Genomic DNA, 25,203 nt, shown 5'->3' with positions numbered 1-25,203 from the left:
CACTATATATTAGCGGGAAATTAGATTTATATTACTTTATCTATAATTATTTTTATGTATTACCATGTTATGTTGATAATCTTAAGCGTAAACTTTCGATAAAATATCATTTTACACTTTCATCATTGTTCATATAAAAAACTAGATGAGACACAGCCCACCTAGTTAATCGATAAATGCTTATTTATTTTTAGTATTGATTTTCATTCAAATTCTATGGGAATTTAGGGAATTGATCAAAGTCTGGATCGCGTTTTTCTTTAAATGCATCTCTGCCTTCTTTTGCTTCATCTGTTGTATAGTAAAGTAAAGTAGCGTCACCAGCCATTTGTTGAAGTCCAGCTAAACCATCAGTGTCTGCATTCATAGCTGCTTTCAAGAATCTTAAAGCCGTTGGTGAATGTTGTTTCATTTCTTGACACCATTGAACTGTTTCATCTTCAACTTGATCTAATGGAACGACTGTATTTACTAAGCCCATGTCTAAAGCTTGTTGAGCGTCATATTGACGGCATAAGTACCATATCTCGCGAGCTTTTTTGTGTCCTACGATACGAGCTAAATAACCTGAACCGTACCCAGCATCAAATGATCCAACTTTAGGGCCAGTTTGGCCAAAGATTGCATTGTCTGCTGCGATTGTTAAGTCACAAACGACGCTAAGGACGTGCCCACCACCGATTGAATAACCTCTCACCATTGCAACGACAGGTTTCGGAATCACACGGATAAGTCTTTGTAAATCTAATACATTTAAACGAGGAATTTGATCATCACCTACGTAACCACCGTGGCCACGTACTTTTTGATCTCCTCCTGAACAAAATGCTTTATCCCCTTCACCAGTTAAGATAATAACAGAAATACGTTGGTCATCACGTGCTCTTGTGAATGCATCTATCATTTCCTGTACTGTATTTGGTGTAAATGCGTTACGAACCTCAGGACGATTAATCGTCACTTTTGCAATACCATCATATATTTCATATTTAATTTCTTTATACTCTTTAATTGTTTCCCACTGTCTAGTCATTTTGCTCCTCCTTATGAATAAAACCTAATACTATTCTATCAAATTCTGCAAATTCTTCCACATGTACTGTATGACCACTTCGTTCTACTTCATTTAACTCCGTGTTGTGAATCATAGTTTCCATTTGTTTAGCAATCTTAGAAAATTTACCATCTAGAGCGCCTACTATTATGCAAGTTGGCACTTTAATTTGCTTTAACTTCGGCCATAAATTTGGCATTTGTCCAGTACCATAATCACGCAATGCTTTTGCTAAACGCAATGAATTTTGACGTAATCGCATATCACGTATTTCTTTTTTAATGGATTTATCTAATTCATGCTGTGTATAGAAAAGCGGTAACTTTTCCCAATCATTAACAAAAATTTCTAAACCTGCAATTTCTAGCACTTTCGCTCTAGCCTGATCAACCAATTGCCTTTCATTACGGTCTTCTAGCTCTTCTATCCCTGGAGATGTACTTTCTAAAATCAATCCTGCTAAGGTGATTTCTCCTTCAATTCCATAGTATATTGCAATTCTACCACCCATTGAATAACCGTGTAAAAACAAATGATAACTTTGGAATAACTTTAATACTTCATCTAACTGGTTTGTAATAAATGGAAAATCCCAAGTCTGATTTGTATCTGAGTCATCCTGGCCATGACCAGGTAAATCTACAGTTAGAATATTCAATTTCTCTTGTAAGACACAAACATGTTCACTAAAAGCCTGTTGATCACTTATGAATCCATGTAACATAACCAATAATTCATCTGTATCACATTTCGATTGATAAAATTTATAGTTTAACATTAACAATATCACTCAACTTTTTATAGAGTTTTAGATGCTGTTGCTTGTTTTCTTCACGTTGCGTGATTATTTCGTAAATATGAGCACCAAATTTAGATAAATCAGCATATTTAAACTCTTCAATTGATTCATATCTATCAAATGCAAAATCATAAAGCAAAGCTGTATGTTCAAAATCAAGCCCTGTTGGTGTACCAAACAAACGCTCAAAATAATCTTCTGCCGATTCTTTTTGAGGTAAATATGAAAAAATGCCCCCACCATCATTATTGAGTAGAATAATATTTAAATTAATATCATTTAATTTAGACATTAATAAACCATTCATGTCATGATAAAACGCTAAATCGCCTATTAATAGTGTTACTTTCTTATGAACTGCCATACCTAGTGCTGTAGAAATTACACCATCGATGCCGTTTGCACCGCGGTTTGCAAACACTTCTGCATCACAATCGATAAACAAATTATCAACATCACGAATTGGCATACTATTACTAACAAACAAGGCATCTGAAGTTGTTAATTTATCTAAAACGTTCGCGACGTATGCAGCTTCATCTGTTGCTGTTCTTACATAATCTTTAATCTCAACAATCGCGTGTTTTTCTAATGTCTGCCACTTCTCTAACCAACGCTTACGTTCAACAATTGGAGTTTCTGACAATTGTCTAAAGAAATCATTGGCTGACATTTCATAAGAAACATGTGGTGTAATTGGAAATGCATCCGGTCTATCATTATTTTGAATTAAAATTTGAAATGCTGAAGTTTCTTTTAACCATTGATTTAATTTTTTGGAAACAACTGGTTTACCAACCCTAATAATATAATCAATATCTAATTGTAAACCTGCTCTAAACAGTAAGTCATAGCTCGTCACAACATTAGGATGATGTTCACGTCTTAGTTGACTCAATGGATCAGCTAATATTGGCATATCATGTATCGTTGAAAAAGTTAGTACTTGATCAATATCTTGATGTTGCATATCTCCAACAATAATCAAACCTTTACTCTTTTTAATAATCGAACTGATTTCATTTAAACTAGTTGTTTTTTGATAATGTGGCAATATTTTCATATCTGATGTTAACCATTCAACCTTTTCAATGTTTGGAGTTAGTGGCTCTCTAAATGGTAAATTCAAATGAATTGGGCCACGATGCGGTCCATATAAAAATTGACTTGCTTTTTGTAGCTGGAATTTAACAGTATTAGTCATGAATTCTTCCGCTTCATTCGTATCAACTATTGGAAAATCAAATTGATATTGTACATAATTTTGAAACATATTCGTTTGGTTGATTGCTTGAGGCGCACCAATATTTCTAAGTTCATGTGGACGATCACTTGTAAGTACTACTAAAGGTAAATGGCTCAAACTACTCTCAGAAACAGCAGGTGCATAGTTTGCAGCAGCGCTACCTGAAGTACACAAAATGGCAACTGGGCGCTCGCTTCCTTTCATTAACCCCATAGCAAAAAAAGCAGCACTTCTTTCATCAGGGTGAATCCAAGATTTTAATTTAGGGTGTGCCTCAACTGCAATTGCTAACGGTGTTGAACGTGATCCTGGGCTTATTACTATTTCTCTTATGCCATAAGCATATAATTCTGAAACAAAAGTAAATACTTGTTTCGTTAGTGCATCTGTATGATTATTCATATTCCTCGACTCCTAAAGCTTTCATCATAGGGTTAAATTTAACTGCAGTTTCTTCTACTTCACTATCTGCATCAGAATCACTTACAATACCACAGCCTGCAAATAATGTGGCTTGGTTTTTCTTAATCAACATCGAACGAATAGCCACGATAAATTCACAGTTGTCATACATATCAATATAGCCTACAGGTGCGCCATAAAGTCCGCGTGTGCCAAATTCATTTTGTTCAATGTATTCTAATGCTTCAAATTTCGGATAACCACCTAGTGCTGGTGTCGGGTGCAGGTTGTCTAATAAGCCTATATAAGATTCATATTTCAATTGACCTTTAATTTTTGTATACAAATGATATAAATGGTCATTAGTTAATATCTGTGGTTCTTGATTATAAGTTACGTCTTCTACATAAGGTGATATATCATTCAATATACTTTCGACAACAAAGCGATGCTCATTTAAGTTCTTTTCATCATTTAAAAAAGCTTGAATATTTTCATTGTCTAATTCAGCTTGGTGTGTTCGTTTTATCGTACCTGCTACTGCTTTTGTAGATAGTATTTCATTGTTTATTTCCATTAATTGTTCTGGTGTTTGTGAAAAGAAAATACTATCTTGTGATTCTAAAATAAATAAATAACTATTATGTTCTCCTTGAGAAGCTTTATTCAAAATATAAGGTAATTTAATCTGTTTATCAAAGATTATTAAACGTTTTCTCGCTAACACAATTTTTTTACTTTCATCTAATATGTCAATCGTATCTTTGACTAAATCACGCCACTCATCTTTATATATGTCATCGATGCGCTTAATATTCCCAATTTCAAAGTCAGGATACACAGTTGTTTGCGTTAATTTATCTATAATTGATAAAAACGTACTAATTTCAAATTGATCTGATTTCACTGTATAAGTTATATAGGTATATCCTTGCTCCATTGTTACTAATACTTCAGGCAAGATAAAATGATTAATACCAAATTCACGCCATTCATCACCAGATTTATGTGTTGAGAACTGGAAACCTCCACATATTTTCAAATGATGTTTGTCAGAATTAGGATGAATTAATTCAATGTCATTTTTATATTTTTCCCATTCACGGAAAATAGATTGTTTATTTTCAAAATCATTTTTAAATCTTGTAATAGCATGATAGCCAAAGAATGAAGTTTCGTTGTCATTTTTCTTAAAATAAAAACGGTCTCCCGCACAATCTTCCGTTATATGAAATAATAATGTAGGATCTAATTCATAATTCAATTTTGCTTCTACAGAGACCCAAGTATGATTACTTTCGTATACCGCTTCGACAATTTCACTTTCCTTGACGTCAAAAGTCATCTATTTCACTTCTTTCATTTATCAGTTTGTACTCATTATGATATTGTACCACTTTTCACAATGTGTGTATGGTTTCTAGCTTATTTCATTCATACATTTTTACGTTATTTGACCTTTCTAAGTTCTTCCATTAAAATATATTTGATAAAAAATATTTTAAATCGAAAGAATACGAGGTAAATCATTATGGCATCTCAATATCAACAATATTCTACTGTCAAAAAATACTGGCAGTTAATGCGACCACATACTTTAACTGCTGCAGTGGTGCCTGTACTTGTCGGTACTGCTACTTCAAAAATCTTTATCCTTGGTAGTGAAAACAAACTAAATCTTAGTCTTTTTCTAGCAATGTTAATCGCATGTTTGTTAATTCAAGCAGCAACAAATATGTTTAATGAATATTATGATTTTAAGAAAGGACTCGACGATCACACTTCTGTAGGTATTGGTGGTGCAATCGTTAGAAATGGCATGAGCCCTAAGTTAGTCTTGAACTTAGCTATTGCATTTTATATCATAGCTGCAATATTAGGTATATTTATTGCCATTCAAATTTCATTTTGGTTATTACCTATTGGTCTTGTATGTATGGCTGTTGGATATTTATATACTGGCGGTCCATTCCCAATTTCATGGACTCCTTTTGGTGAATTATTTTCAGGCATATTCATGGGTATGATCATCATTTTAATTTCTTTTTTCATTCAAACAGGAAATTTACAAAGTTTAGTTGTTTGGATAAGCATCCCAATTGTTATTACTATCGGGTTAATTAATATGGCGAACAATATACGTGACCGCGTTAAAGATAAAGAAAGCGGCCGTAAAACGCTACCTATCTTACTTGGTAAAAATAATTCTATTCGTTTCTTAGCATTAATGTATATTGTCGCTTATGTATTAGTTATATATATCACTTTCTTTCAACCTGGTGGTTCAATCTTTTTCTTACTAGCATTGTTATCATTTCCTATGCCTATTAAAGCAGTGCGTAGGTTCAAGAAAAATGACACACCACAAACGATGATGCCTGCCATGGCAGCAACTGGTAAAACTAATACGTTCTTTGGTTTATTATATGCGCTAGGTATTTATATCAGTGCAATATTAGGTGGGATTTAATCAAATACGTTTAATGTTAAAATCACCTATCAATACAAAGTTTATTATCGGCCTTCATTTAATGAAGGTCGATTTTTTATTTGTTACCATCGATAATTGGTAAAATCATGTGATAATGCATATGTCCATATAAGTCAAATTCACTAGCAATTTGGAAGCCTAGTTTTTTATAAACGTAAAGCGCCCCATCATTATGAACATCACAATTTAAACTCCACTTTTCATCACTATATGACTCTATAACATGTTGTACTAACTGTGTTGCTACGCCTCGACCACGATATTGAGCAAAGGTCGCAACTGTTTCAATATACCATTCATCATCATTCGCTTCTTTCATCGGCATAGGTGTGCCGTATGACCGGATATCATCATCCAAATCCAGATCTAACCACGCCTGTTCGAGTGCAATTTCTTTATCCCCAGGATATGCGATTAAGCAACCCGCTACCTCACCTTCTATTTCATAGACCCACGTATTACTATAATGTCCTCTATAATGCACCTCAATCATACTTTGCTCCATAATTTTAAGCAGTCGTGACTTATCTATATCTTCAACCATTTGTATATCAAGTTCACTCCAAATGATATAACATAGTTCAGCAATTTTAGGTGTATCACTTGGCTTTGCTTTTCTAATCATCAGTAATGCTCCCCTTATCCATAATTTCTTTAATTCTATTATATATGAATCAACTGGAAAATTCGAAGTAATCACGATACTAATTACTAATTTTTATGGAATTAATAGTTTTTTATTGTTGTAAACTTCGATTTAAGAGATAATTATAACAATCACTTTAATACGAAAGGATATGGACACATGAAAGTAAATAAAGTAATCTATGTTGTACTCGCATTCATATTAGGTTGGTGTGGAATTCATAAGTTTTACTCTAATCAACTTTTACAAGGTATTATCCATCTCATTTTCTTCTGGACGGGCATTCCATATATTATTGCAATAATAAGTGGGATTATTACTATTTTCTTTCATAAGGCAGATGAAGATGGCTTAATTACTTTTGAAAAATAATGCGCAATGTCGAAAATAATTTATAAATTTCCAAAAACATCTATATTTCATTAAGAAAAGGGTAAAGAAAGTATAATCCAAATTAAAAATTTGAATTGTAACTTAGGAGGTTTAAAATGAAAAACATAATCCAACGCATATTTAGAGCATTAGCTGTAGGCTATATTGTCAGAGCAATTAGAAATCTAATTAGTAAAAAATAAAAATCATATCACTATAAAATGAGCTACTTAATAAAAAGTATGATATAGAAATTATCAAAAAAGAATTATAGTTCATTATACTAAATTGATTGTATTAGCCCAATCTAGATAATCAAATGTTAAAAGCCGAACAAAAGATATTATTAGGCTAACTTAAGGGAGCGAGACATCATTTAACGTCTCACTCCCTTATTTAATATACACATAATAAGTCTTTCATAAATTAATTCTAAAAGCTCTATAATAAATCATTATCCCTTGCATAAAAACTCCTCTAAAGCTAGTTGCAGAACGTAGACAAACCTAAGGTGATAGTTCCCCCTAAGGTTTGTTTTTTATTTGTATAGTCATTTTTCAAAATAGCAGTGGTCTTTTATCAATTGATATATTCAACATAATAAACACCGCCACTGTTGAATTTATATATATAGCTTTTTCAGTATAATATTGGCAGTGATTTGGACCGACTCCTGCGGGGAGAGCACTAGCCGAAGACTACAGGCTAAGGCAGTTTCCGTGGAAAATGTGCAAAAAACTGCTAACAAAATCAGAGGCTTGGTCGACAGTCTGAAACCCCTCTAAAGGTAGTTTACTTTTATATTTGAAGTATCTACCTTTAGAGGGGCTTAATATTTATGTAACTATTATAAGACATACACTAGAATAGATTTTCATAGAAAAAACACTTTCGTTGAATTCATTTTAAATGAATTCAACGAAAGTGTTTTTATCTTATTCCCATTATTTGAGGCCATCTCACCAGCTTATGGTTTGTTTCTTTTTCGGTAAAATTATAGCAATAATATCACCGCTTAACGGATATATGTAGATGTCTGAAGTCCACTTGCTATAGGTTATCATATTAACCAAATTAGGGGATTTCCTTATTTTTAAATAAAAAGTACCCTACTAACAGCAAAATTTAATGTAACAACATCTACTCTTCAAAAAGTCATTTGCTACATTATAATTTTGAGCCAAATACTTCTACTACTAATATAAGCTTTCTATTCAATTACTATATGCTGTAAAACAGCTTTAGTTAAATAGATTTTCATTGTGTTACAAATAAAATTGATAAGTTGCTATATAGGACTTCATAATTTTAAATGACCATTTAATACTATCATGCTAACTATAACACTTCATCTTAATAATAAAATAATTATTTTCAGTAGTTAAATCACACACCCTACTCGATATATTAATAGAAATAATAACACCTTTGAAATACAAAAAACCACCCCGAAGGATGGCTGTGAAAAGATACTTTTAGGTGGTTAAGGGGAACCACCATATACGCAATATCATTAATATGATAACTCTTATATTAGTATATTTCCTTAACTTTTCAACAAATAATAAAATAACTTCATTAAAACAAAAAATTCCCGTTAAACAAACGCTTCATTTACGTTAATTTAACGGGAGTTCCTTTTTTACGGAAACGGAGTACTTTTCCAAATGCCTATTATATAGTGTTCTATCTATTTTGTTGTCCGTTTATCGTCCGTTTATAAAATACCCACCTATTCATTTAGGTGGGCTTTTGCGTATTCGTATAGTTTGCCAGCAGTTTCTAGGCTTAAATTATTTAAATCATTTTTACCGTTTTTCAATCTCCCTATTTTCGCACGACTAATACCTGTATCTTTTTCTATTTGATAAGCTGTGATTTCAGAGTCTAGTAATTTTTGTATAGTTTGATATATTTCATTGATCGCGTTCATTTAAAACACCCACTTAAAAAGTAAGATAATTGCTACTAATACTACCAAACCAATCACAAATTCTTTCTTTTCTGCTTTAGTTGTTTTTCTAACACTCATTTGTATTTTCATTGTAATGCAGTGAGTAATATTGTATATTATTAATGAGAGGGGAGCGAACTCCCCATTTTGTTTATGGCTCGAATGTGAAGTCAATCTTGATAAAGTAGAAGTTTATCTTGATTGTGATTCTTACACATTTGAGCTTTTTTTGTTTACTCACTGTCTCCCTTACCTCCTATAATACTATTATAGGACATTAGTATACGTTCATCTACTATCATTTGAATCTTTTTTAATCTATTTTATCTCCACAATATCTTTCAAATTAACTTTACTTAATCCAGTTTCTTCATAATAAATGTAGTGTTTGTGTGTGAACATCTACTTTGTGTATATGCCCCTCTTTAGATTTAATATACCCATCTACAAAATAACGTAATTCGATTGTAGGGTCGTGATACATTTTGAAAATCAACTTATCGTTTAAATCATTCAATTGGTGGTCGCTTAATGAAGGTCTATCAATCTTATTTTGGTCTTGTATGTATTGCTCTAGTTGCTCATATTGTTCAGGTAGTGTCTTGAAGGCTTGCCACTTAACCATGCCACGCCCTTTTGGTATACGTGGGTTAAGGTATTCTCTAGGTATTTTACGATAATCAGTTTCATATTTATATTCGTCTGGTGCGTTAGGATTTATTACTTTCATAGTATCACCTCATGAATATAACAGAACACTTGTTCGTATAAATCAACAAAAAAAGCCCCCTTCTATATAAGGAGGTACTCACATAATTTATAATTTGTTTTTAACTATAAATATACAATTAATAACCTAGTACTTTCAAAAATTCATTAAGTGTATCTAAACCCATAGAGCCAATCCAACTTAATATTTTCATGTGATTATCAAGCAAGAATGTTATTGTATTAAAACCTTGTTCAAACATAGTATAACCTCCTTATTTTATATAATAATTATAACATTTTTATTATAGTTTACTTTTATATAGAAGTCTACTTGTTTCTTAAGTTAATTTTTATGTATTCATATATTTTTATTAATGCAAATAATAACCACCCAGTGACATGCTTGGGTGGCGTATAAGTATTGTATTTAGTGTAAATTTGAACGATACATGTATAACTACCATACATTCTTTTATATTAAATTTAAACCTAAAAAATAGGACAAGCACATTAGCGCCTACCCTGTTTGATATGTAAATTTATTATAATATAAAAAAGACAGCCGAATTAACGACTGCTCATATTTTAAAGAAAATTTCTATATTTTAAGAAAAATAAAAATGCACCTAAAATAATATATTTATTAATTACTATGAACTTCCAACGCCTAGTATATTCTTATGAAATACAAACAAAACATATTAAAACGTCAGTGTATAAATCTTATGTAGCGCTACGTATAACCGATTTACTACCTATTTTCTTAGTATGTGCTTTGTTAGACATAGAAAGTATAATTCACTTTATATGTAGGTCTTAATTTGGGGCTATTCTTATCTTTGTATGCTTGAGCACTGTAATAAACTTTCTTTGAACCAGTTTGATAAAATAAATTAGCTATATTTGTTACCCATTTAACTGATGCAGGAACTCTAGTAATAGCACCTACTGTTACAGCAATAGAACCTACCGTTAATTTTTTTGCTGTGTTATTACCGCTATACCGACTTCCGTATTTTACCCAATTCCTCTTCTTACTAGCCTCTTTCACTAACCCTTCATTTTCAGGCTCAGGTTCTGTATTTTGAACAATTTCTTGAACTGCACTAGGATCTCCCTCATCAATTACTTCTTTTGCCTCAATTACCTGAGGGGTAAATGTTGCGATTAAAAACGCTAGGACTAAACTACTTACAAATGTCTTTCTCTTCATAAAATATGTTCACTCCTTATTCCTCTTAATTACTACGTCTAAATAAATTATTCCTACTATAAAAACTAGATAGATAATAACAAAAGTAGTTAATCCAATCTTATCAAAAACAAATAATCCTAATGTTATTACGGCAATTAACCATAGAATAACTCTAAGTATGTTAGTTAATTTCAAATAAATACCTCCTTAGCGTTTTGTATACAAGTATACTAAAAGTAACTCAGAATATTCTATTATTCACAATAAATAAATAAAAAGAGCAGGCACGGGACAATGTGTCTACTCTTTTAGTAAGGTATACTTGCGTTGGTTAGCAATAGTATATTGCTTAAAATGTTTATATCACAAAAAAGACACCTCGTAAAGAGGTGCCTTTTCGTATTTATTTTAACTACAATACTGTGGAGGGATATTCAATTGTTTTACTCTTAACTAACTAAACTACTTTTTATTTAGCTAGTGACTGAATGATAACAATTCTCAATTAAAATTACAATAGATAAATTAAAAAAGGAGGCACTGAGCAAAGTACCTCCTAAACTGAATAGAAAAAAACTACTCTCTTAATAATAAGTTTTAGTTTTACAAGTGTGTCTGAAGCACTTGTATAGACAGGTTAACACAAATAAACAAAGAAAACTATATTGCTAGACAATTAAATTACTTTTATTTTATATTTTTTATAAAAAAACAGGTAGGCACTTAATAAGCGCCTACCTAAGTAAATTAATCTAATTTAATTTTAGCTGTTTTTGTCCCAAACATACCTGATTGAACTTGAACAACTTTATCTGAAGAATTAGCTACATCTGAACTTACATCAAATACAACTTTAGCTGTTTGTTCATTACCAGGGTTTATACTTCCTGGGAGGGATAATATAATACTTTAAGTCATAGGGTTTATAAGGTTTAAAGTCCCTAACGGGTCCCTGAAATATATAAAGGTAAAAATACCCACCTATTCATTTAGGTGGGTTATTAAATATTTAATTTAAAATTGTTTTTGTAAGGCTGCTAATCCCTCTTTGTATATATCATAAAATATATTAACAACTTCTTTTTCGCTTACATTATCAGGACTAAATTCACCTAACCATTCAACAATTGAACCATTTCCACTCTCTCTTACTGTTATTGTAGAAAGGTAATCAGTAACAGGGAATGGAGATTGTACTATAGAATAAGAATAAAACTTTTCATCGTGATTAAAAGCTTCTAGACGTTCAATAATAATACTTCCATCCGGATTTGTTAATGTACGAACTCGTCCACCCTCACTAATTTTACTACTTGGTATATACGGTAACCAATCAGGTAAAGAGTCAAAACCACCAATTTTTTCCATACTTCATCAGGGCTTGACACTATTTCGATACTTACTTTTGTGTTAGCCAATTTTACACATTCTTTTTTATTTGTCTATCGGTAAAGGCGAAGTTGGAGAAACTAGTTGTTTTTCTCTCATTTCCTTCCAAAAATCATTTGGGATTTGTGTATATAGAGCTGCTTTATCTTCCGCTATTCTTTCTGGTTTACTTGCTCCCGGTATTACTGCTGCTACAGCTGGATTAGCTAATGAAAATTGTAATGCGGCAGCTTTAATACCAATATCATATTTATCAGCAATTTTCTTAATTTCATCAACATGATTCAAAATTTCCGGAGAAGCTTTTTGATACTCAAAATGTTTCCCTCCAGCAAGAACACCAGAACTATATGGTCCGCCTACAACGATATCCATTCCATTTTTTTGAGCTTCTGGCATTACTCTTTGTAGCGCTCTTTCATGATCTAATAAAGTATAGCGACCTGCAAGTAAAGAGACATCAGGTTTAGGTTCATCTAACTCAATCATTAATTCTATTGGTTCTACTCGGTTAACACCTAATCCCCATCCCTTAATAACACCTTCTTCACGTAATTTTGTTAGTGTTCGAAATGCTCCTGTACGTGCTATTTCAAATTGACTAATCCAATCGTCACCATAGAAATCTTGAGCAACATCATGAATATATACAAAATCAATATAGTCTGTTTTCAATCGTTTTAAACTGTCCTCAATAGAACGTAATGTTGCATCAGAACTATAATCATTTATCACTTTATTTTTTCGACCATGTTCAAAAATACCACCTTTTTCGCCAAGATCTCTTTTTGTAGGATCTTCAATTTCATCTGTGATAATTCTACCTACTTTAGTGCTTAAAACATATTCTTCACGTTTTCTTTTAGATAAAGCATCACCTAAACGACTTTCAGCTAAACTTGAACCATATAATGGTGCTGTGTCAAAATAGCGTATTCCACTATCCCAAGCTGCATCTACAGTAGCTATTGCTTCCTCTTCAGGAATATTGCGATACATATTTCCTAAAGGTGCAGTTCCAAAACCTAGTTTACCTTGTAATAATTCTCTCATTTTAAAAGACTCCTTTTGTCTGAATTCCTAGTTATGAACTCGTGATTGTGTAATACATAATACAATCTAATATTTTTTTTGAAAAGTAGGCACTTCAAAGTGCCTATCAATTTGTAAGATGTATTGCCGTGAAATCAATTGGAATTGAAAAAAAGAGTTAGTTATTATTCACTATATGAGAACTATACCCTATTAACATATAATTATTACTAAATAAGGTGATTATGTAGACACTAACGATATGAAATACCACAATAAAACAACCCACCTATTCATTTAGGTGGGCTTTTGCGTATTCGTATAGTTTAATATAAAACTTCGTAAAGATTTAAAATCTTAAAATAATACTTAATTGTTCTAAATTTTAAGTTGAACTAGGAAAAATAAATTGCGTCTCAGTATGTCCATACGATTTTAAAACATCAATAAACTCTTCTACATCTAGCATTTCTTTAAACCTTGCTTTAAATATAAAACAACTGTCTCCTGATATTCTATAACAAAAGTCAACATGCTTTTGCTGGGAAATGAATTCTTTAAATTCGCTATATATACTATTGGATAATGTGATGTTTATTAAAACATCAATATCATATCCTATTTTTTTATAATCTACATCTATAGTATATCTGCGAATCACACCGTTATCTATCATTTTATTAATTCGTTCCCTAACTGAAGGGACAGAGAGATTTACAATGTTACTAATATTAGTTAGTGATGCTTTACTATCTTTTTTCAAAGAATCTATAATCTTATTGTCTGTAATATCCATTTTATCCTCCTTAATTGGTTAAACTAACTACTTTTACTTAACAATAAATTTATAGATAACACAATAAGTATACCACCTATCATATAATCAAATGTTGCTTTGATTTGTTTATTATTAAATAATAGCCTAATATATTGAAACACAAAAACACATGAAATAAACCAAATTAAAATTACTATTGTTACAATTAAAGATAATATTGCTAACTGATAAGTAACACCTTCGCCAGTATGAATAAAGTTAGGCAAAACACTAATGTAATATAATAATGTTTTAGGATTTAATAATGTGCTAAATAATCCTTGACGATAAGATGTCAAATACCTCACTTGGGATAAACATTTGTGATATGATGATAAATCAACTTTTTTTCTTGCACTAATAATACTTTTAACTCCTAGATAGACAAGATAACAGGCGCCTAATATTTTAATAATTAGAAATATATAATACATATTTGCTAAAACGAATATAATGCCAAATACGGTTAATAGAGAAAAAAAAACGTGTCCAGTTGTAATACCTAATGCTGCAAAAATCCCATTATATTTGCCAGATGTAATAGAATTTTTCATAACTACAAAAAAATCTGGCCCTGGGACTATTATTAATAAGAGTGTAATAAAAACAAATGTAATTAACCCCTCCATTGTGAAGCCTCCCCCAATCAATTATTTAATGTTTTCTATTTTATGATATAAAAACAACTTTTTAAATAGATTTAATTAGGTTTAAAGAGATTTAAGTTTCTTTTTTTAAAGAATATATTAACATCGCTTTCTAAAAATAACATCACTAACTATTTCACCCTTAATAAATTTAATATTAATAACTCAAAACACCTTCCCCATATTTTAAAATAACTTACTTCTACATTTAAATCATGGGACATCTTCACAAAAATAAATAATTTAAATCGTTTAATTGGTCATCACTTAATGATGGCTTATCAATCTTATTTTGGTCTTGTATATATTGTTCTAGTTGCTCGTATTGTTCAGGTAAGGTCTTAAACGCTTGCCACTTAACCATGCCACGCCCTTGTGGTATACGTGGATTAAGATATTCTCTAGGTATTTTTCGGTAATCAGTTTCGTATTTATATTCATCTGGTGCATTTGGATTTATTACTTTCATATTATCACCCCACGAACATAACAGAACTCTTGTTCTTATATGTAAATAATTAAAACACAAAACAAAACATTTGTTCTTTAAATGAATATAATATATAGTTAAGTAAAACTCTTTAGGAGGAGATTGTGATGGAATTAAATAAAATAGTAGAAGAAAGTATGAAAATCCGTGAAGCGTATCATTCTCTAGAAGAAAAATATCATGGAAGAAAATGGGATATCCAAGAAGATGCTTTGGCTATGTCAACAGATGTAGGTTTAATTAGTAGACTTATAATGGACGAAGCTAATATTTGGCCTGCTAAAAAAGATGAAACTAATAACTTAGAATATAAAATTGGCGAAGCTGTGTGGTGGTTGTCCGTTATATCTGATAAAAGTGAAATAGATTTTAACAAAGCTGTGGAAGATTTTATTAAGAAAAAACAAAATGATTTTAATATCGAATAAATTTCATCACCTATAAAAAAATAACTAGTTTTCAGTTACTTTTTTGCAAAAAATAACCACCCAGTGACATGCTTGGGTGGTTTAATAGGTAATAATCATTATCATTTTCTTGCTCTTTAGTTTGGAAAATCTCAAATCCACAATTTTCACAATAGAATTTTTCTAACTCATTTGAGTCATACCAATCGACACATATATGCTTTAAAGCTGTACTTTTGTATATTTGATGCCCTATAGACAAAGCATAATCCATAATAGTCTTACCTGAAACCTTTTCCTTGTATATATCATTTCTTGCTAACTTAGTTATCAGAATAGCTTGAAATTCATCATCTCTTTTAGCATCAGAAGATATTTTCTTTTTCAATTTATTACTAACTTCCTCTTCGAACTTCACATTAACAATTTTCAAACAAAAATACCCTATAATTTCAAGGGTATCTGTATTAATAACTATATAAGTCCTAATTGCATTTTGATCATCCATTATTAGGGATTTATTTTTCAAATATTCCGATAGATCAGGGTTGCTTTTTGTAACAAATTTTGAAACTTCATCATTATAGTAGTTTTCAAAATACTTATTATCATTTATTAGTTCCCTAATTTCAGGGATATTATATACATAGTGGTTAATTTTTTCCATTTTTATTTAATTTCGTAAATGGATTACTTTTATTCTCGTTTTTTTGGATTCTATTATGAAAAGGTTTGAATGTTTTGTTCGCAAATATAACAGCTTCTTCTTTATTTAAAGTTATTGAGCCTCTTTCTTTTGCTACCATATAATTCACATCTTTCTCTCTTTTATTTTTCTATATTAATACTTAACGTTGCAAAATTGCAATGAATATCAGCTTATTTTTTAAGCTTTTCGTGAAAATATTTAACTTTTTGTTAACTTTTGGCATAAAACAGCCACCCAGTAGGAAACTGGATGGCATCAATCATTAGCAGATTTGAAACGAAAAATATTATTTACTTTGGAGATTCTATTAAATAAATACCCACTTAAAATTTTCATAAACAAAAAAAGACAGCCGAATTAACGACTGCCCAAATACTAAAGGATGTTTCTATAATCAGAAACTAACAAAAGTATATCATATAAATAAAAAATGGCCACCTATAAAGGTGGCTGTACTATATATTATATATATTTTATAATCTATTGGTTATTATCATTAATTTAGCACATAAATAAAAAGACAGACACGTAAGTGCCTACCCGAGATATAATATAGAGACCTTTTTGAAAGGTAAGAAGTTCACAATGTTTATATTATCAGAATATTCAATATATTATAAATGATAAATAAAAAAGGCGCCGAAGCGCCGAGAAGAGTAATAGTTCGAATGATTGCAATAATTTAGTATAGGGTTACTAATTGCTAAAAATATATTAACACAACTTAGTTTTTTATACAAATTATTTTCAATAACTAACTAAATGTGCCCCATGCATCGCCTTCACGTGAGCCGTTACCTGCTGAATCCCCTATAGGCATATAGACACGAGCCCCACTATCTACAGTCCATGCAATCCAAATATAACCGTCAAAGTCGTATACTTCGTCATAGTTTACAGATTGACCAGTATATAACATGCCTGCAATTTCCCAACCTGTCCATGGTCCATTATATCTAGTATAGATATTAGTTGTTGCTGTAAATGTTCCTTTTTCAGGTTTCCACAAAATATTATGTTGATTTCTACGCCATTTATTACCGACTTTTTTACCTTTGTCTTTGACTGGGTTTTTCTTTTGTTCATCAGTAGGTATTGTTACACCATCTGTAACATTATCTGGCACACCAACACCTAAAGTTGGATTTTTATAATATTTAGTGATTTCTTTAATGAAGTAATCTTGCATCTCATGTTGTTTGGCTGTCGAAGGCGCACCACTAATAATAGGGTCAAAATCCACATGCAATGCCATACTTCTATGTGGGCATGCCGTCGCTACAAATTGATTGTGCAGCTTCACAGTTTTTCTATTAGGTTTTAGACCATAATACAACATATCAATTGCTGCTTGTTTAAATATAGCTTGCTCGTTTTTCACAAAGTCTTTGTTGCTAGCACTCATTGATTCACAAACTTCATAACCTAAATAATGACCATTACCATAACTATCAGCCACATGCCACGCAATACGGAACGTATCAATAGCTCGCCACATCGTCTTTCTATCTCCGTAATAATGAGCAACGCCTCCCTCATAACGTGCCACAGATGCATTACTTAAACGATTGTACTGCTCTTTTGCAGAAATACTATCAGCTGTATTATGAATAACCATACCATCAATAGAACCTACACGCTCATTCATTGTATAATTAATTGAATGATTGATTGTTTCTATCTTTGTTGATTCTGTAGTAACACCCTTTTCTGCGTCTTTATATGGTGGACGAATGACACCTACAAAATCATCATACACATGATCTTGAATAAATGCTGCAGGACTTCCATTGTTTGAAGCGTTATACCAATTTTGGTCAATACTATCAAATAAGTATTGATTCGCATTAGTAACCATGCCTGTATGTCCATAGCTTCCATCATCTAATACAAAAATGTCTCCTTTTTGAGGGATAAATTTTTTCGTGTTTTTAATGACTTGGAACCCTTTCGGATATTTATAATCAATAAAATCAACTGCATTGCCCGTTGGGTGTACATCAAAATGTTCTTTTAAGAATTCTATATTTAAATATAAGTGGACACTTTGTCCAAATGTCGCCCAAAAATTTTAAAACATACTTTTACAAATAATTACACAAAATAAAAAGAACGCTGATATATCAACGTTCTTACATGTTTACGTAAAACAGATTTTTATATAATTTTACATATTAACGGAAACGGAGGGATTCGAACCCTCGCGCCGCTTTCACGACCTACACCCTTAGCAGGGGCGCCTCTTCAGCCAACTTGAGTACGTTTCCAATGGCTCCACAGGTAGGACTCGAACCTACGACCGATCGGTTAACAGCCGATAGCTCTACCACTGAGCTACTGTGGAATAATTAATGCCTTTAATCAAGCACAAATACTATTATATCAACTATCTTTAATTTTTCAAGAGGTATGTAAAAAAAATATGCGGAATATTTACACTAAATTAATATAATATTCCACATATGCCTTTTTTACATTTTTTATTCACTGATTTTCACTATTTCGATTCGAATAACGAATATTTTGCCAATGCTTCATATATATTTAATTGTGGTTTAGTATAATCAATAGGTGAATCAGGATCAAATGTAGCTACTCTAGCCGCCCTATCCATCATGTAATAATAATATATACCATTTAAATATTGGTGATGCATACTATGAGCAGAAATATTAGCTACAATACTTTGATTATCTACAAAAGTAACCTTACATTTCTTTTCTTTTAGTGGTCTAATATTATGTACGTAATGTATATTGATCCAGGTATTATCTGCTTTACGATCAGAGTGTGTGGGAAAGAAATACGTGGGAAATAATGGAGTGAATAGAATGGGGGGGTTTACTACTTATGCCGGTAATACGCATAGTATCTTCCTTTTTAAATACATAACTGCTACCATAAAATCTACAAGAACGGTCGATGATTTTAGACACACGTTCTTTAATAATTTGACTGTCGTCTTTATACCTTAGCAAGTAACTACCTTCATATTGTCCAGTAGCTAAATTACATGGTTGTAAAACCATATCACCTTTTTTAATAATATAGGGTTGAATCATTGTTGTTACCTCCTTTATAACTTACGGTGATACTCAAATAATATATCATCACCATCTTAAAATCAATAAATAATATAAATATTTTTATAAATTTTCTACAATTAATTTTCAGTGTATCACCTTTTTCAATTTTTCATTTTCAGCAAACTTGCAATTAGCACTATTTTTTCGGAAAAGTCAGAATATTCATTGATTTAAAATTTAAAACCTTGTATACTATATGTAAATAAAGATAGAGAGGTTGTGACGTTTATGAAACACAATACACATGTAAAATACAATACATTAGAATCGTTTGTATCAACAATTAACGACTTAGGTATTGAATTAATCATCGATGAATCTTTACGTAATGTACGCAAGCAACAGTTGGAACAACTTATCGATAATGCGCTTAAAAATAAAAACGAGAATGATTTCAAACGTTATACGGAAGAATATAGAAACTTGGAGGAATTCCTCGTTGGTTAATTTAAAAGCTTGTTATTTAAATTAAGGTCTATTCCCTACTTATCAATTAAGTTAGTGAATAGACCTTTTACATTTTAAAAATAACCTTTATTTAAAATTTTATGACATGAGTCTAATCAATTCATGCCTATCGATATCTCCAAAATAATGATAAATATCATAATTTGAAAGTGCCTCTTCAATACTATCAAATTCATGCATTGTACCTTCTAATGCATTTTCTAATTCTGTAATATCACCTTCACCAAAGAAATCACCGAAAATTTTCGCGTGTTCTATGCGACCTTTCTTTACGTCTAACTTAATCTGCACAAAACCTTTTTCAAATTTTTCTTCTCTTTCAAAATTATATTTAGGATTTCTACCATAATTCCATTCCCAAGTACGATATTTTTCATTGCTTAATTTTTCTATTTTTTCCCAATCTTCATCAGTAAGTTTATATTCTTCTACTTGAGTTTCTCCAAAAATGCTTCTTAGAATTATTTCTTTAAATTTATCTATATCTATCGGCTCATCTAAGAATTCAGAAATATTCGCAACTCTACTTCTTACAGATTTAATACCTTTAGATTTAATTTTTGCTGGGTTCACTCTTAAAGCATTCTGAACTTCATCAAGTCCACTATTCAACATTAAAGTACCATGACTAAACATGCGATCTTTTACTTTTACCATAGCATTTCCTGATATTTTAGCTTCACCAACTTGAATATCATTTCTTCCGCTTAAGTTTGCATCAACCCCAAGCGATTTTAATGCTTCAACAATTGGTTCAGTAAATTTTTGAAAATTATGGAAACTATTACCGTCATCATCCGTAACAAAACTAAAGTTTAAATTCCCTTGATCATGGTAAACTGCGCCCCCGCCAGATATACGTCTTACAACATCGATACCTTGTTCATCAATATATGATTGGTTCACTTCTTCAATAGTATTTTGATTTTTCCCAATAATGATGGATGGTCTATTTATATAAAATAAAAAATAACTATCATCTTTTGGCATGTTTTTTAATACATATTCCTCCATTGCTAGATTAAGCGTTGGATCTGTAATATTATTGTTACTAATAAACTTCATTTACTACACTCCTTTTCCATATTATATACCCTTACCTTATTTATGCTATATTTTCACAAAAATTGCCAATCATTCACTTTGAGAATAAAGTAAAATTTATAAATTGTCTTATATCAAGCAATTTAATGGTTATTTGTTTATTTGTACGAGGATTTTTTGTATAATACTATCTAGTTAGCATTTCTAGGGAGGACTAAAAATGACTGTTGCAGAAGTTGGAAATATCGTAGAATTTTATGACGGCTTAAAAGGTCGAGTAGAAAAAATTAATGACAACTCAGTAATTGTTGATTTAACAATTATGGAGAACTTCGAAGAACTAGACTTGCCTGAAAAGACTGTCATTAATCATAAACGGTATACAATCGTTGAACAAGAAGGATAGTTAAAATGAATAGACTTTCTAAGGCATTAATATGGTTTATCGTCAGTTTTCTTGTATTTCATATTATCTTATATGTTATGTGGGGTGAAAAACAAGAATATTGGTATCTATATACCGGTATCATGCTAATCGCAGGTGTTAGTTATGTTTTTTACCAGAGAGATATAGAGTCTAAACGACTACTGACGTCTTTAGGTATAGGTATCATTACAGGTATCGTGTTAATCGTTATTCAGCTTATTATCGCAGCTATAGCTACCGATATTAAATATGCTGAATTAATCAAAGAGCTAACACGTACTGGCGTGTATTATAAATGGCAAATGTTAGTTACATTAGTTTTTGTAATACCTTGTCACGAATTATATATGCGTACTGTATTACAAAAAGAATTACTTAAATTAAATTTACCTAGTTGGTTAGGTATTATAATTACAGCATTTTGTTCGGCTTCTTTATTTTACTATCTAGATAATTTATGGATTGTGTTCTTTGTATTTGTTGTACAAATCGTACTTTCATTAAGTTATTTTTATACACGTCGAATTGCCACAACGGTTATTGCACAAATTGTTGCTGTTGTAATCTTATTAATATTTAACGCATAAACCTTAAAAAAGCATTATTTGTTTTAAAAAAGCTGGGAGACTCATTATAAAATGAATCTCTCAGCTTTTTTATATTATGACCTCAAATGTTTGTTTTTGCTGAATTTGATAGTCTTGAGTTTTTAAATTACGTGAAATTAATTCTACCATTGTGATTTCACCAGTTTCATGAATCACAGCATCTTCTAAATACTGTCTATAATTTCTATAACAGTAATCCGTCATACTTACACGATACATATGATCTAGTCTAATATTTTTAAGTGTAACACGGTTAAACGGCTCCGCTTTCATATCTATAATATAGTCTACACCTTGCCAAAACGTACAAAGTGTTTCATCTACAATAGTTAAACTAAGCTCACCTTTGCTAAACTCAATATGACCATAACAATATTCTAAAATATCTTTAATTTGTTGACCTTTTATCGTTAAATCAATTGGTATATCAGGATGAGGGTGTGCATTATATAGTTCCTCATTCGTTATTGTCCCTGACAAGCCCTCTTCGCCACTTATAGGTAAATGTATACATGAAATATCGTAATCAAATGCTAATCGTATACTATCATGTAAGAGCTGTGTAAATTTATGAGGTTTAGTGATAACATCCGCCAACCCCTCAACTTTAGCATCAATATCTTTGGTAGTTAAGACTTCCTTGCTCCAATGTTCAACCGTTTTCCTGTCATAAAAAGTCAAATCTAATAAATCCTTATCTTCATGATATTCATTCAAATCAATAATCTGAGATTGAATATCTTCTAACTCATATGATGTAGTACGTTTTTTAAAATCAATTTTAACATGAATTAACTGTTCGGCATTTTGTCCAGCTTGGACATAAACCGTTTTATCATTTTGGCCTATAAACGTTTGATGTTGATGCCCGGTAATCAATAAATCTATAACCCCTAATGTCTGCATTAATTTTTCCGCTTCATTCACATTTTGTTCATGCTCATTAGCTGACTTATTTAACTGATTTAGACCACCGTGATAAATCACTATAAGAAATTCTGGTTTCTCTGTTTCATGAATAAATCGAATCCAACGTTTAGAAGATAATAAAGTTTTTTCAATTTGAACATCTTTTTCCATCTCAAAATGTTCTCTTTCCATTAATCCATCGGAAGTTAAACCTACTATTGCAATCTTCACACCTTCAATTTCTTTAATGGTATATGGTGTAGAAAAATAAGGCTCACGTGTTCGCTTATATTCAATATTTGCTGATAACCATGGAAATCTAGATAGTGACACTGCTCTTGAAAAGAATGACAAACCAAATTTAAACTCATTGGGACTAATACCACTTGCATCATATTGCATTGCATTCATCAATTTTATCATTGGATGACGTTTATATGGTGCAACTATAGCATAATAGAATGCTGCTAAAGAGCCTGCTAAACTACCACCACTATCTAATAGAATGACATGGTCGCTTTCTTCTCTTACTGCTTTAACATAAGTACCAGCTCTATAAATATTCGAGCCGTAATCCCCGTTAAGAAAATAACTATGCATATCTGAAGTTGTGATAACGTCTATTGCAATCTTTTCACTTTTTTTCATATGCCTCTCTCCTCATTAATCACAGTTTAACATGTTTTGAAAATACCATGATACTAAAATACCATTTTTATAACTTCATATTGTTTATTTTCACCTGAGCTTTCGCTCATGTGTAAGAGTCACTAACTCAATAGATTGAGAGTGATGGTTTTGTTCACCTGAGCTTTCGCTCATGTGTAAGAGTCACTAACTCAATAGATTGAGAGTGACTCTAAAAAAAGTCCGAAGCATATATCTACGCCCCGGACTCTCATACTAGTGGTTACTTTGTAACGCTACTTATATCATTAACCTATCTGTACGCGCTCTTTTGGATAATGGTATTTATCTGGTTCACGACGCCCACCAATCATAATGATGAAACTGATTAATCCAACACGACCAATAAACATCAATATCATAAGTGCTGTTTTCGACATATCATTAACATCACCTGTTACACCTAAAGATAAACCACACGTACCGAATGCTGACATTACTTCAAAAAATGCTTGTAAAAATGTTATTTTTCCATTCTCCACAACTAGTATAAAAATCATACTTGCAAAGGTTAATATTCCTGCCATCGTAAATACTGCAAATGAACGTTGAACATCTGTAGTATGAATTTCACGATTAAATGCTTTAATTGATAATTTTTCTGTATTATTACTAAAGTTAAATAAGAATAGTATTAAAATAGCAAATGTTGTTGTTCTGATTCCTCCGCCTACTGAACTTGGAGATGAACCAATAAACATTAAAATACTCATAATAACATTTGTACCTTCACCAAAATTGCTTACATCAATGGTCTGCAATCCAGCACTTCTAGTAGTTGCAGATTGGAATAAAGCATAAAATAATGACTTATGCCAACTCATATTTTGAAATGCATGATTATATTCCAATAATAAAATCATAATCACACCGAACACAAATAAAACTAAATATGTAACGGTTGTAATTTTAGCAAATAATGAAAATCTAAAATTAGGAATCCTATTTTTAATATAAGCCTTCACTTCAATCAGAACTGGGAAACCAATTGAACCTAAAATAATCAAAAACATTACAATCGTTTGTACAAAATAATCATTTGCATATGGTATTAATGATTGACCAGTTATGTCTAAACCACCATTTGTCGTAGCAGATACCGCAACGAAGAATCCTTGCATAATGGCATATTGTAAATCTGGTGTATCTCTATAGAAATAAAAAGCCAAAAGTGCTGCACCAACTACTTCTATAATTAAAATTGTACGTACAATATCTAAAATAAGTTTAACTGTACCACTCATAGTGTCTTTGTTATTATCTAACATAATCAATTGGCGTTCGCGCATACCTATATGTTTCCCTAATACTACCCATAACATGGTTCCTATTGCCATTACGCCAATGCCACCAATGTTAAGTATAATCATAATAATGATTTGACCAAATGTTGTATAAGTTTCAACTATATTAACTGGAGAAAGACCTGTAACACTTACGCCAGAAACAGCAACAAATAGTGAATCTATTGGATCTACCTTTATACCTGATTTATGAACAAAAGGCAGATTCAGCAATAAAAACGCTACAATAATTGCTATAATATAATACATCACAATACCTTGTTGAGGGCTTGATTTTTTAAATAATTGATTGAAAATGGACAACGTTTA

At 31.2% G+C, this 25,203-nt stretch carries 23 protein-coding genes, 2 tRNA genes and 4 pseudogenes; 6 read left to right on the top strand and 23 right to left on the bottom strand.

Translation table 11 applies throughout. The features are described from left to right. Positions 1-214: 214 nt before the first annotated feature. The 4 genes from menB to ACSUE0_RS10050 are packed head-to-tail and all read right to left on the bottom strand — an operon-like array spanning position 215 to position 4,846. A complete protein-coding gene (gene menB, locus ACSUE0_RS10065) occupies positions 215-1,033 on the bottom strand; it encodes a 1,4-dihydroxy-2-naphthoyl-CoA synthase (protein WP_017724097.1) in 819 nt (272 codons plus the stop codon). Beyond that, positions 1,026-1,832, bottom strand: coding sequence for a 2-succinyl-6-hydroxy-2,4-cyclohexadiene-1-carboxylate synthase (gene menH / locus ACSUE0_RS10060; protein ID WP_436957209.1), 807 nt, complete (start codon positions 1,830-1,832; stop codon positions 1,026-1,028). The genes menB and menH overlap by 8 nt, the downstream gene beginning before the upstream one ends. Next, entirely contained in the window at positions 1,819-3,501 is a 1,683-nt protein-coding gene (gene menD, locus ACSUE0_RS10055; RefSeq protein ID WP_436957207.1) for a 2-succinyl-5-enolpyruvyl-6-hydroxy-3-cyclohexene-1-carboxylic-acid synthase, read from the bottom strand. Before menD ends, menH begins: the two co-directional genes overlap by 14 nt. Continuing rightward, on the bottom strand, positions 3,494-4,846 hold the full coding sequence (locus tag ACSUE0_RS10050; RefSeq protein ID WP_119614339.1) for an isochorismate synthase: 1,353 nt from the start codon (positions 4,844-4,846) through the stop codon (positions 3,494-3,496). The genes menD and ACSUE0_RS10050 overlap by 8 nt, the downstream gene beginning before the upstream one ends. A gap of 186 nt (positions 4,847-5,032) precedes the next feature. On the opposite strand from ACSUE0_RS10050, the gene ACSUE0_RS10045 reads away from it, so the two are divergent. Further along, on the top strand, positions 5,033-5,971 hold the full coding sequence (locus ACSUE0_RS10045; protein ID WP_436957205.1) for a 1,4-dihydroxy-2-naphthoate polyprenyltransferase: 939 nt from the start codon (positions 5,033-5,035) through the stop codon (positions 5,969-5,971). A 76-nt stretch (positions 5,972-6,047) separates the two neighbouring features. On the opposite strand, the gene ACSUE0_RS10040 is transcribed toward ACSUE0_RS10045, so the two are convergent. Next, complete coding sequence (locus ACSUE0_RS10040; protein ID WP_119614340.1) at positions 6,048-6,617, bottom strand: GNAT family N-acetyltransferase; 570 nt, start codon at positions 6,615-6,617, stop codon at positions 6,048-6,050. A gap of 180 nt (positions 6,618-6,797) precedes the next feature. Between ACSUE0_RS10040 and ACSUE0_RS10035 the strand changes: the two genes are divergently transcribed. After that, positions 6,798-7,010 (top strand): TM2 domain-containing protein, encoded by a 213-nt coding sequence (locus tag ACSUE0_RS10035; protein WP_029379120.1) that lies wholly within the window; start codon positions 6,798-6,800, stop codon positions 7,008-7,010. Positions 7,011-8,742: 1,732 nt separating this feature from the next. Here ACSUE0_RS10035 and ACSUE0_RS10030 read toward each other — a convergent pair. The 9 genes and pseudogenes from ACSUE0_RS10030 to ACSUE0_RS09990 all read right to left on the bottom strand — a co-directional run. Beyond that, positions 8,743-8,943, bottom strand: coding sequence for a helix-turn-helix domain-containing protein (locus tag ACSUE0_RS10030; RefSeq protein WP_119614342.1), 201 nt, complete (start codon positions 8,941-8,943; stop codon positions 8,743-8,745). A 339-nt stretch (positions 8,944-9,282) separates the two neighbouring features. Beyond that, positions 9,283-9,694: pseudogene (locus ACSUE0_RS10025) on the bottom strand (YolD-like family protein). 118 nt (positions 9,695-9,812) lie between these two features. Continuing rightward, positions 9,813-9,935 (bottom strand): hypothetical protein, encoded by a 123-nt coding sequence (locus ACSUE0_RS10020; protein ID WP_259338061.1) that lies wholly within the window; start codon positions 9,933-9,935, stop codon positions 9,813-9,815. A 518-nt stretch (positions 9,936-10,453) separates the two neighbouring features. Next, the gene (locus ACSUE0_RS10015; RefSeq protein ID WP_436957202.1) at positions 10,454-10,888 is read right to left on the bottom strand and encodes a hypothetical protein; all 435 of its coding nucleotides are present in this window, start codon (positions 10,886-10,888) and stop codon (positions 10,454-10,456) included. Positions 10,889-11,884: 996 nt separating this feature from the next. Further along, positions 11,885-12,288 (bottom strand): annotated as a pseudogene (locus tag ACSUE0_RS10010) (SRPBCC family protein). A 16-nt stretch (positions 12,289-12,304) separates the two neighbouring features. Continuing rightward, positions 12,305-13,312 carry an aldo/keto reductase gene (locus ACSUE0_RS10005; protein WP_436957200.1) on the bottom strand — a complete coding sequence of 336 codons (1,008 nt, stop codon included), beginning with the start codon at positions 13,310-13,312 and terminating at the stop codon, positions 12,305-12,307. 364 nt (positions 13,313-13,676) lie between these two features. After that, entirely contained in the window at positions 13,677-14,087 is a 411-nt protein-coding gene (locus tag ACSUE0_RS10000) for an Lrp/AsnC family transcriptional regulator (RefSeq protein WP_436957198.1), read from the bottom strand. Positions 14,088-14,110: 23 nt separating this feature from the next. Next, on the bottom strand, positions 14,111-14,737 hold the full coding sequence (locus ACSUE0_RS09995; protein WP_436957196.1) for a LysE family translocator: 627 nt from the start codon (positions 14,735-14,737) through the stop codon (positions 14,111-14,113). Positions 14,738-14,996: 259 nt separating this feature from the next. Beyond that, positions 14,997-15,224, bottom strand: a pseudogene (locus ACSUE0_RS09990) (YolD-like family protein); the annotation flags it as partial. 128 nt (positions 15,225-15,352) lie between these two features. Here ACSUE0_RS09990 and ACSUE0_RS09985 point away from each other — a divergent pair. Then, positions 15,353-15,673, top strand: coding sequence for a MazG-like protein (locus ACSUE0_RS09985; RefSeq protein WP_436957194.1), 321 nt, complete (start codon positions 15,353-15,355; stop codon positions 15,671-15,673). A gap of 31 nt (positions 15,674-15,704) precedes the next feature. On the opposite strand, the gene ACSUE0_RS09980 is transcribed toward ACSUE0_RS09985, so the two are convergent. The 6 genes and pseudogenes from ACSUE0_RS09980 to ACSUE0_RS09955 all read right to left on the bottom strand — a co-directional run bounded on the left by ACSUE0_RS09980 (position 15,705) and on the right by ACSUE0_RS09955 (position 19,423). Next, positions 15,705-16,319, bottom strand: a complete 615-nt coding sequence (locus ACSUE0_RS09980; protein ID WP_436957192.1) for a hypothetical protein — start codon at positions 16,317-16,319, stop codon at positions 15,705-15,707. Beyond that, positions 16,306-16,467 carry a hypothetical protein gene (locus ACSUE0_RS09975; protein ID WP_436957190.1) on the bottom strand — a complete coding sequence of 54 codons (162 nt, stop codon included), beginning with the start codon at positions 16,465-16,467 and terminating at the stop codon, positions 16,306-16,308. The genes ACSUE0_RS09980 and ACSUE0_RS09975 overlap by 14 nt, the downstream gene beginning before the upstream one ends. Before the next feature lie 648 nt (positions 16,468-17,115). Continuing rightward, positions 17,116-18,387, bottom strand: coding sequence for an SH3 domain-containing protein (locus ACSUE0_RS09970; RefSeq protein WP_436957219.1), 1,272 nt, complete (start codon positions 18,385-18,387; stop codon positions 17,116-17,118). A 152-nt stretch (positions 18,388-18,539) separates the two neighbouring features. After that, a tRNA-Ser gene (locus ACSUE0_RS09965) sits at positions 18,540-18,628 on the bottom strand. Between the two features lie 2 nt (positions 18,629-18,630). Continuing rightward, a tRNA-Asn gene (locus ACSUE0_RS09960) sits at positions 18,631-18,705 on the bottom strand. Between the two features lie 153 nt (positions 18,706-18,858). Beyond that, positions 18,859-19,423: pseudogene (locus ACSUE0_RS09955) on the bottom strand (competence protein ComK). Between the two features lie 252 nt (positions 19,424-19,675). Between ACSUE0_RS09955 and ACSUE0_RS09950 the strand changes: the two are divergent. After that, positions 19,676-19,894: an IDEAL domain-containing protein gene (locus ACSUE0_RS09950; RefSeq protein WP_017722274.1), complete on the top strand. Its 219-nt coding sequence runs from the start codon at positions 19,676-19,678 to the stop codon at positions 19,892-19,894. 99 nt (positions 19,895-19,993) lie between these two features. Here the strand turns inward: ACSUE0_RS09950 and ACSUE0_RS09945 are convergent, their stop codons facing one another. Continuing rightward, positions 19,994-20,980, bottom strand: coding sequence for a lipoate--protein ligase (locus ACSUE0_RS09945; RefSeq protein ID WP_119614753.1), 987 nt, complete (start codon positions 20,978-20,980; stop codon positions 19,994-19,996). Positions 20,981-21,179: 199 nt separating this feature from the next. On the opposite strand from ACSUE0_RS09945, the gene ACSUE0_RS09940 reads away from it, so the two are divergent. Beyond that, entirely contained in the window at positions 21,180-21,365 is a 186-nt protein-coding gene (locus ACSUE0_RS09940) for a YkvS family protein (protein ID WP_002483735.1), read from the top strand. Between the two features lie 5 nt (positions 21,366-21,370). Further along, positions 21,371-21,973, top strand: coding sequence for a CPBP family glutamic-type intramembrane protease (locus ACSUE0_RS09935; RefSeq protein WP_119614754.1), 603 nt, complete (start codon positions 21,371-21,373; stop codon positions 21,971-21,973). Positions 21,974-22,042: 69 nt separating this feature from the next. Here ACSUE0_RS09935 and ACSUE0_RS09930 read toward each other — a convergent pair whose 3' ends face one another. Continuing rightward, complete coding sequence (locus ACSUE0_RS09930; RefSeq protein ID WP_119614755.1) at positions 22,043-23,551, bottom strand: bifunctional metallophosphatase/5'-nucleotidase; 1,509 nt, start codon at positions 23,549-23,551, stop codon at positions 22,043-22,045. A gap of 287 nt (positions 23,552-23,838) precedes the next feature. Beyond that, on the bottom strand, positions 23,839-25,197 hold the full coding sequence (locus ACSUE0_RS09925) for a TrkH family potassium uptake protein (protein ID WP_119614756.1): 1,359 nt from the start codon (positions 25,195-25,197) through the stop codon (positions 23,839-23,841). Between the last annotated feature and the right edge of the window lie 6 nt (positions 25,198-25,203).

Origin of the sequence: Staphylococcus sp. AS1337, assembly GCF_051408735.1 — a bacterium.
GTDB lineage: Bacteria > Bacillota > Bacilli > Staphylococcales > Staphylococcaceae > Staphylococcus > Staphylococcus xylosus_B.
The sequence above is the reverse complement of the archived record's forward strand: the minus strand, read 5'-3'. Positions and strand labels throughout refer to the sequence as shown.

Bases quoted from the DNA above. Each gene is read 5' to 3' on its own strand.
- menB (WP_017724097.1), bottom strand. From the start codon at position 1,033: ATGACTAGACAGTGGGAAACAATTAAAGAGTATAAAGAAATTAAATAT.
- menH (WP_436957209.1), bottom strand. From the start codon at position 1,832: ATGTTAAACTATAAATTTTATCAATCGAAATGTGATACAGATGAATTA.
- menD (WP_436957207.1), bottom strand. From the start codon at position 3,501: ATGAATAATCATACAGATGCACTAACGAAACAAGTATTTACTTTTGTT.
- ACSUE0_RS10050 (WP_119614339.1), bottom strand. From the start codon at position 4,846: ATGACTTTTGACGTCAAGGAAAGTGAAATTGTCGAAGCGGTATACGAA.
- ACSUE0_RS10045 (WP_436957205.1), top strand. From the start codon at position 5,033: ATGGCATCTCAATATCAACAATATTCTACTGTCAAAAAATACTGGCAG.
- ACSUE0_RS10040 (WP_119614340.1), bottom strand. From the start codon at position 6,617: ATGATTAGAAAAGCAAAGCCAAGTGATACACCTAAAATTGCTGAACTA.
- ACSUE0_RS10035 (WP_029379120.1), top strand. From the start codon at position 6,798: ATGAAAGTAAATAAAGTAATCTATGTTGTACTCGCATTCATATTAGGT.
- ACSUE0_RS10030 (WP_119614342.1), bottom strand. From the start codon at position 8,943: ATGAACGCGATCAATGAAATATATCAAACTATACAAAAATTACTAGAC.
- ACSUE0_RS10020 (WP_259338061.1), bottom strand. From the start codon at position 9,935: ATGTTTGAACAAGGTTTTAATACAATAACATTCTTGCTTGATAATCAC.
- ACSUE0_RS10015 (WP_436957202.1), bottom strand. From the start codon at position 10,888: ATGAAGAGAAAGACATTTGTAAGTAGTTTAGTCCTAGCGTTTTTAATC.
- ACSUE0_RS10005 (WP_436957200.1), bottom strand. From the start codon at position 13,312: ATGAGAGAATTATTACAAGGTAAACTAGGTTTTGGAACTGCACCTTTA.
- ACSUE0_RS10000 (WP_436957198.1), bottom strand. From the start codon at position 14,087: ATGGATATTACAGACAATAAGATTATAGATTCTTTGAAAAAAGATAGT.
- ACSUE0_RS09995 (WP_436957196.1), bottom strand. From the start codon at position 14,737: ATGGAGGGGTTAATTACATTTGTTTTTATTACACTCTTATTAATAATA.
- ACSUE0_RS09985 (WP_436957194.1), top strand. From the start codon at position 15,353: ATGGAATTAAATAAAATAGTAGAAGAAAGTATGAAAATCCGTGAAGCG.
- ACSUE0_RS09980 (WP_436957192.1), bottom strand. From the start codon at position 16,319: ATGGAAAAAATTAACCACTATGTATATAATATCCCTGAAATTAGGGAA.
- ACSUE0_RS09950 (WP_017722274.1), top strand. From the start codon at position 19,676: ATGAAACACAATACACATGTAAAATACAATACATTAGAATCGTTTGTA.
- ACSUE0_RS09945 (WP_119614753.1), bottom strand. From the start codon at position 20,980: ATGAAGTTTATTAGTAACAATAATATTACAGATCCAACGCTTAATCTA.
- ACSUE0_RS09940 (WP_002483735.1), top strand. From the start codon at position 21,180: ATGACTGTTGCAGAAGTTGGAAATATCGTAGAATTTTATGACGGCTTA.
- ACSUE0_RS09935 (WP_119614754.1), top strand. From the start codon at position 21,371: ATGAATAGACTTTCTAAGGCATTAATATGGTTTATCGTCAGTTTTCTT.
- ACSUE0_RS09930 (WP_119614755.1), bottom strand. From the start codon at position 23,551: ATGAAAAAAAGTGAAAAGATTGCAATAGACGTTATCACAACTTCAGAT.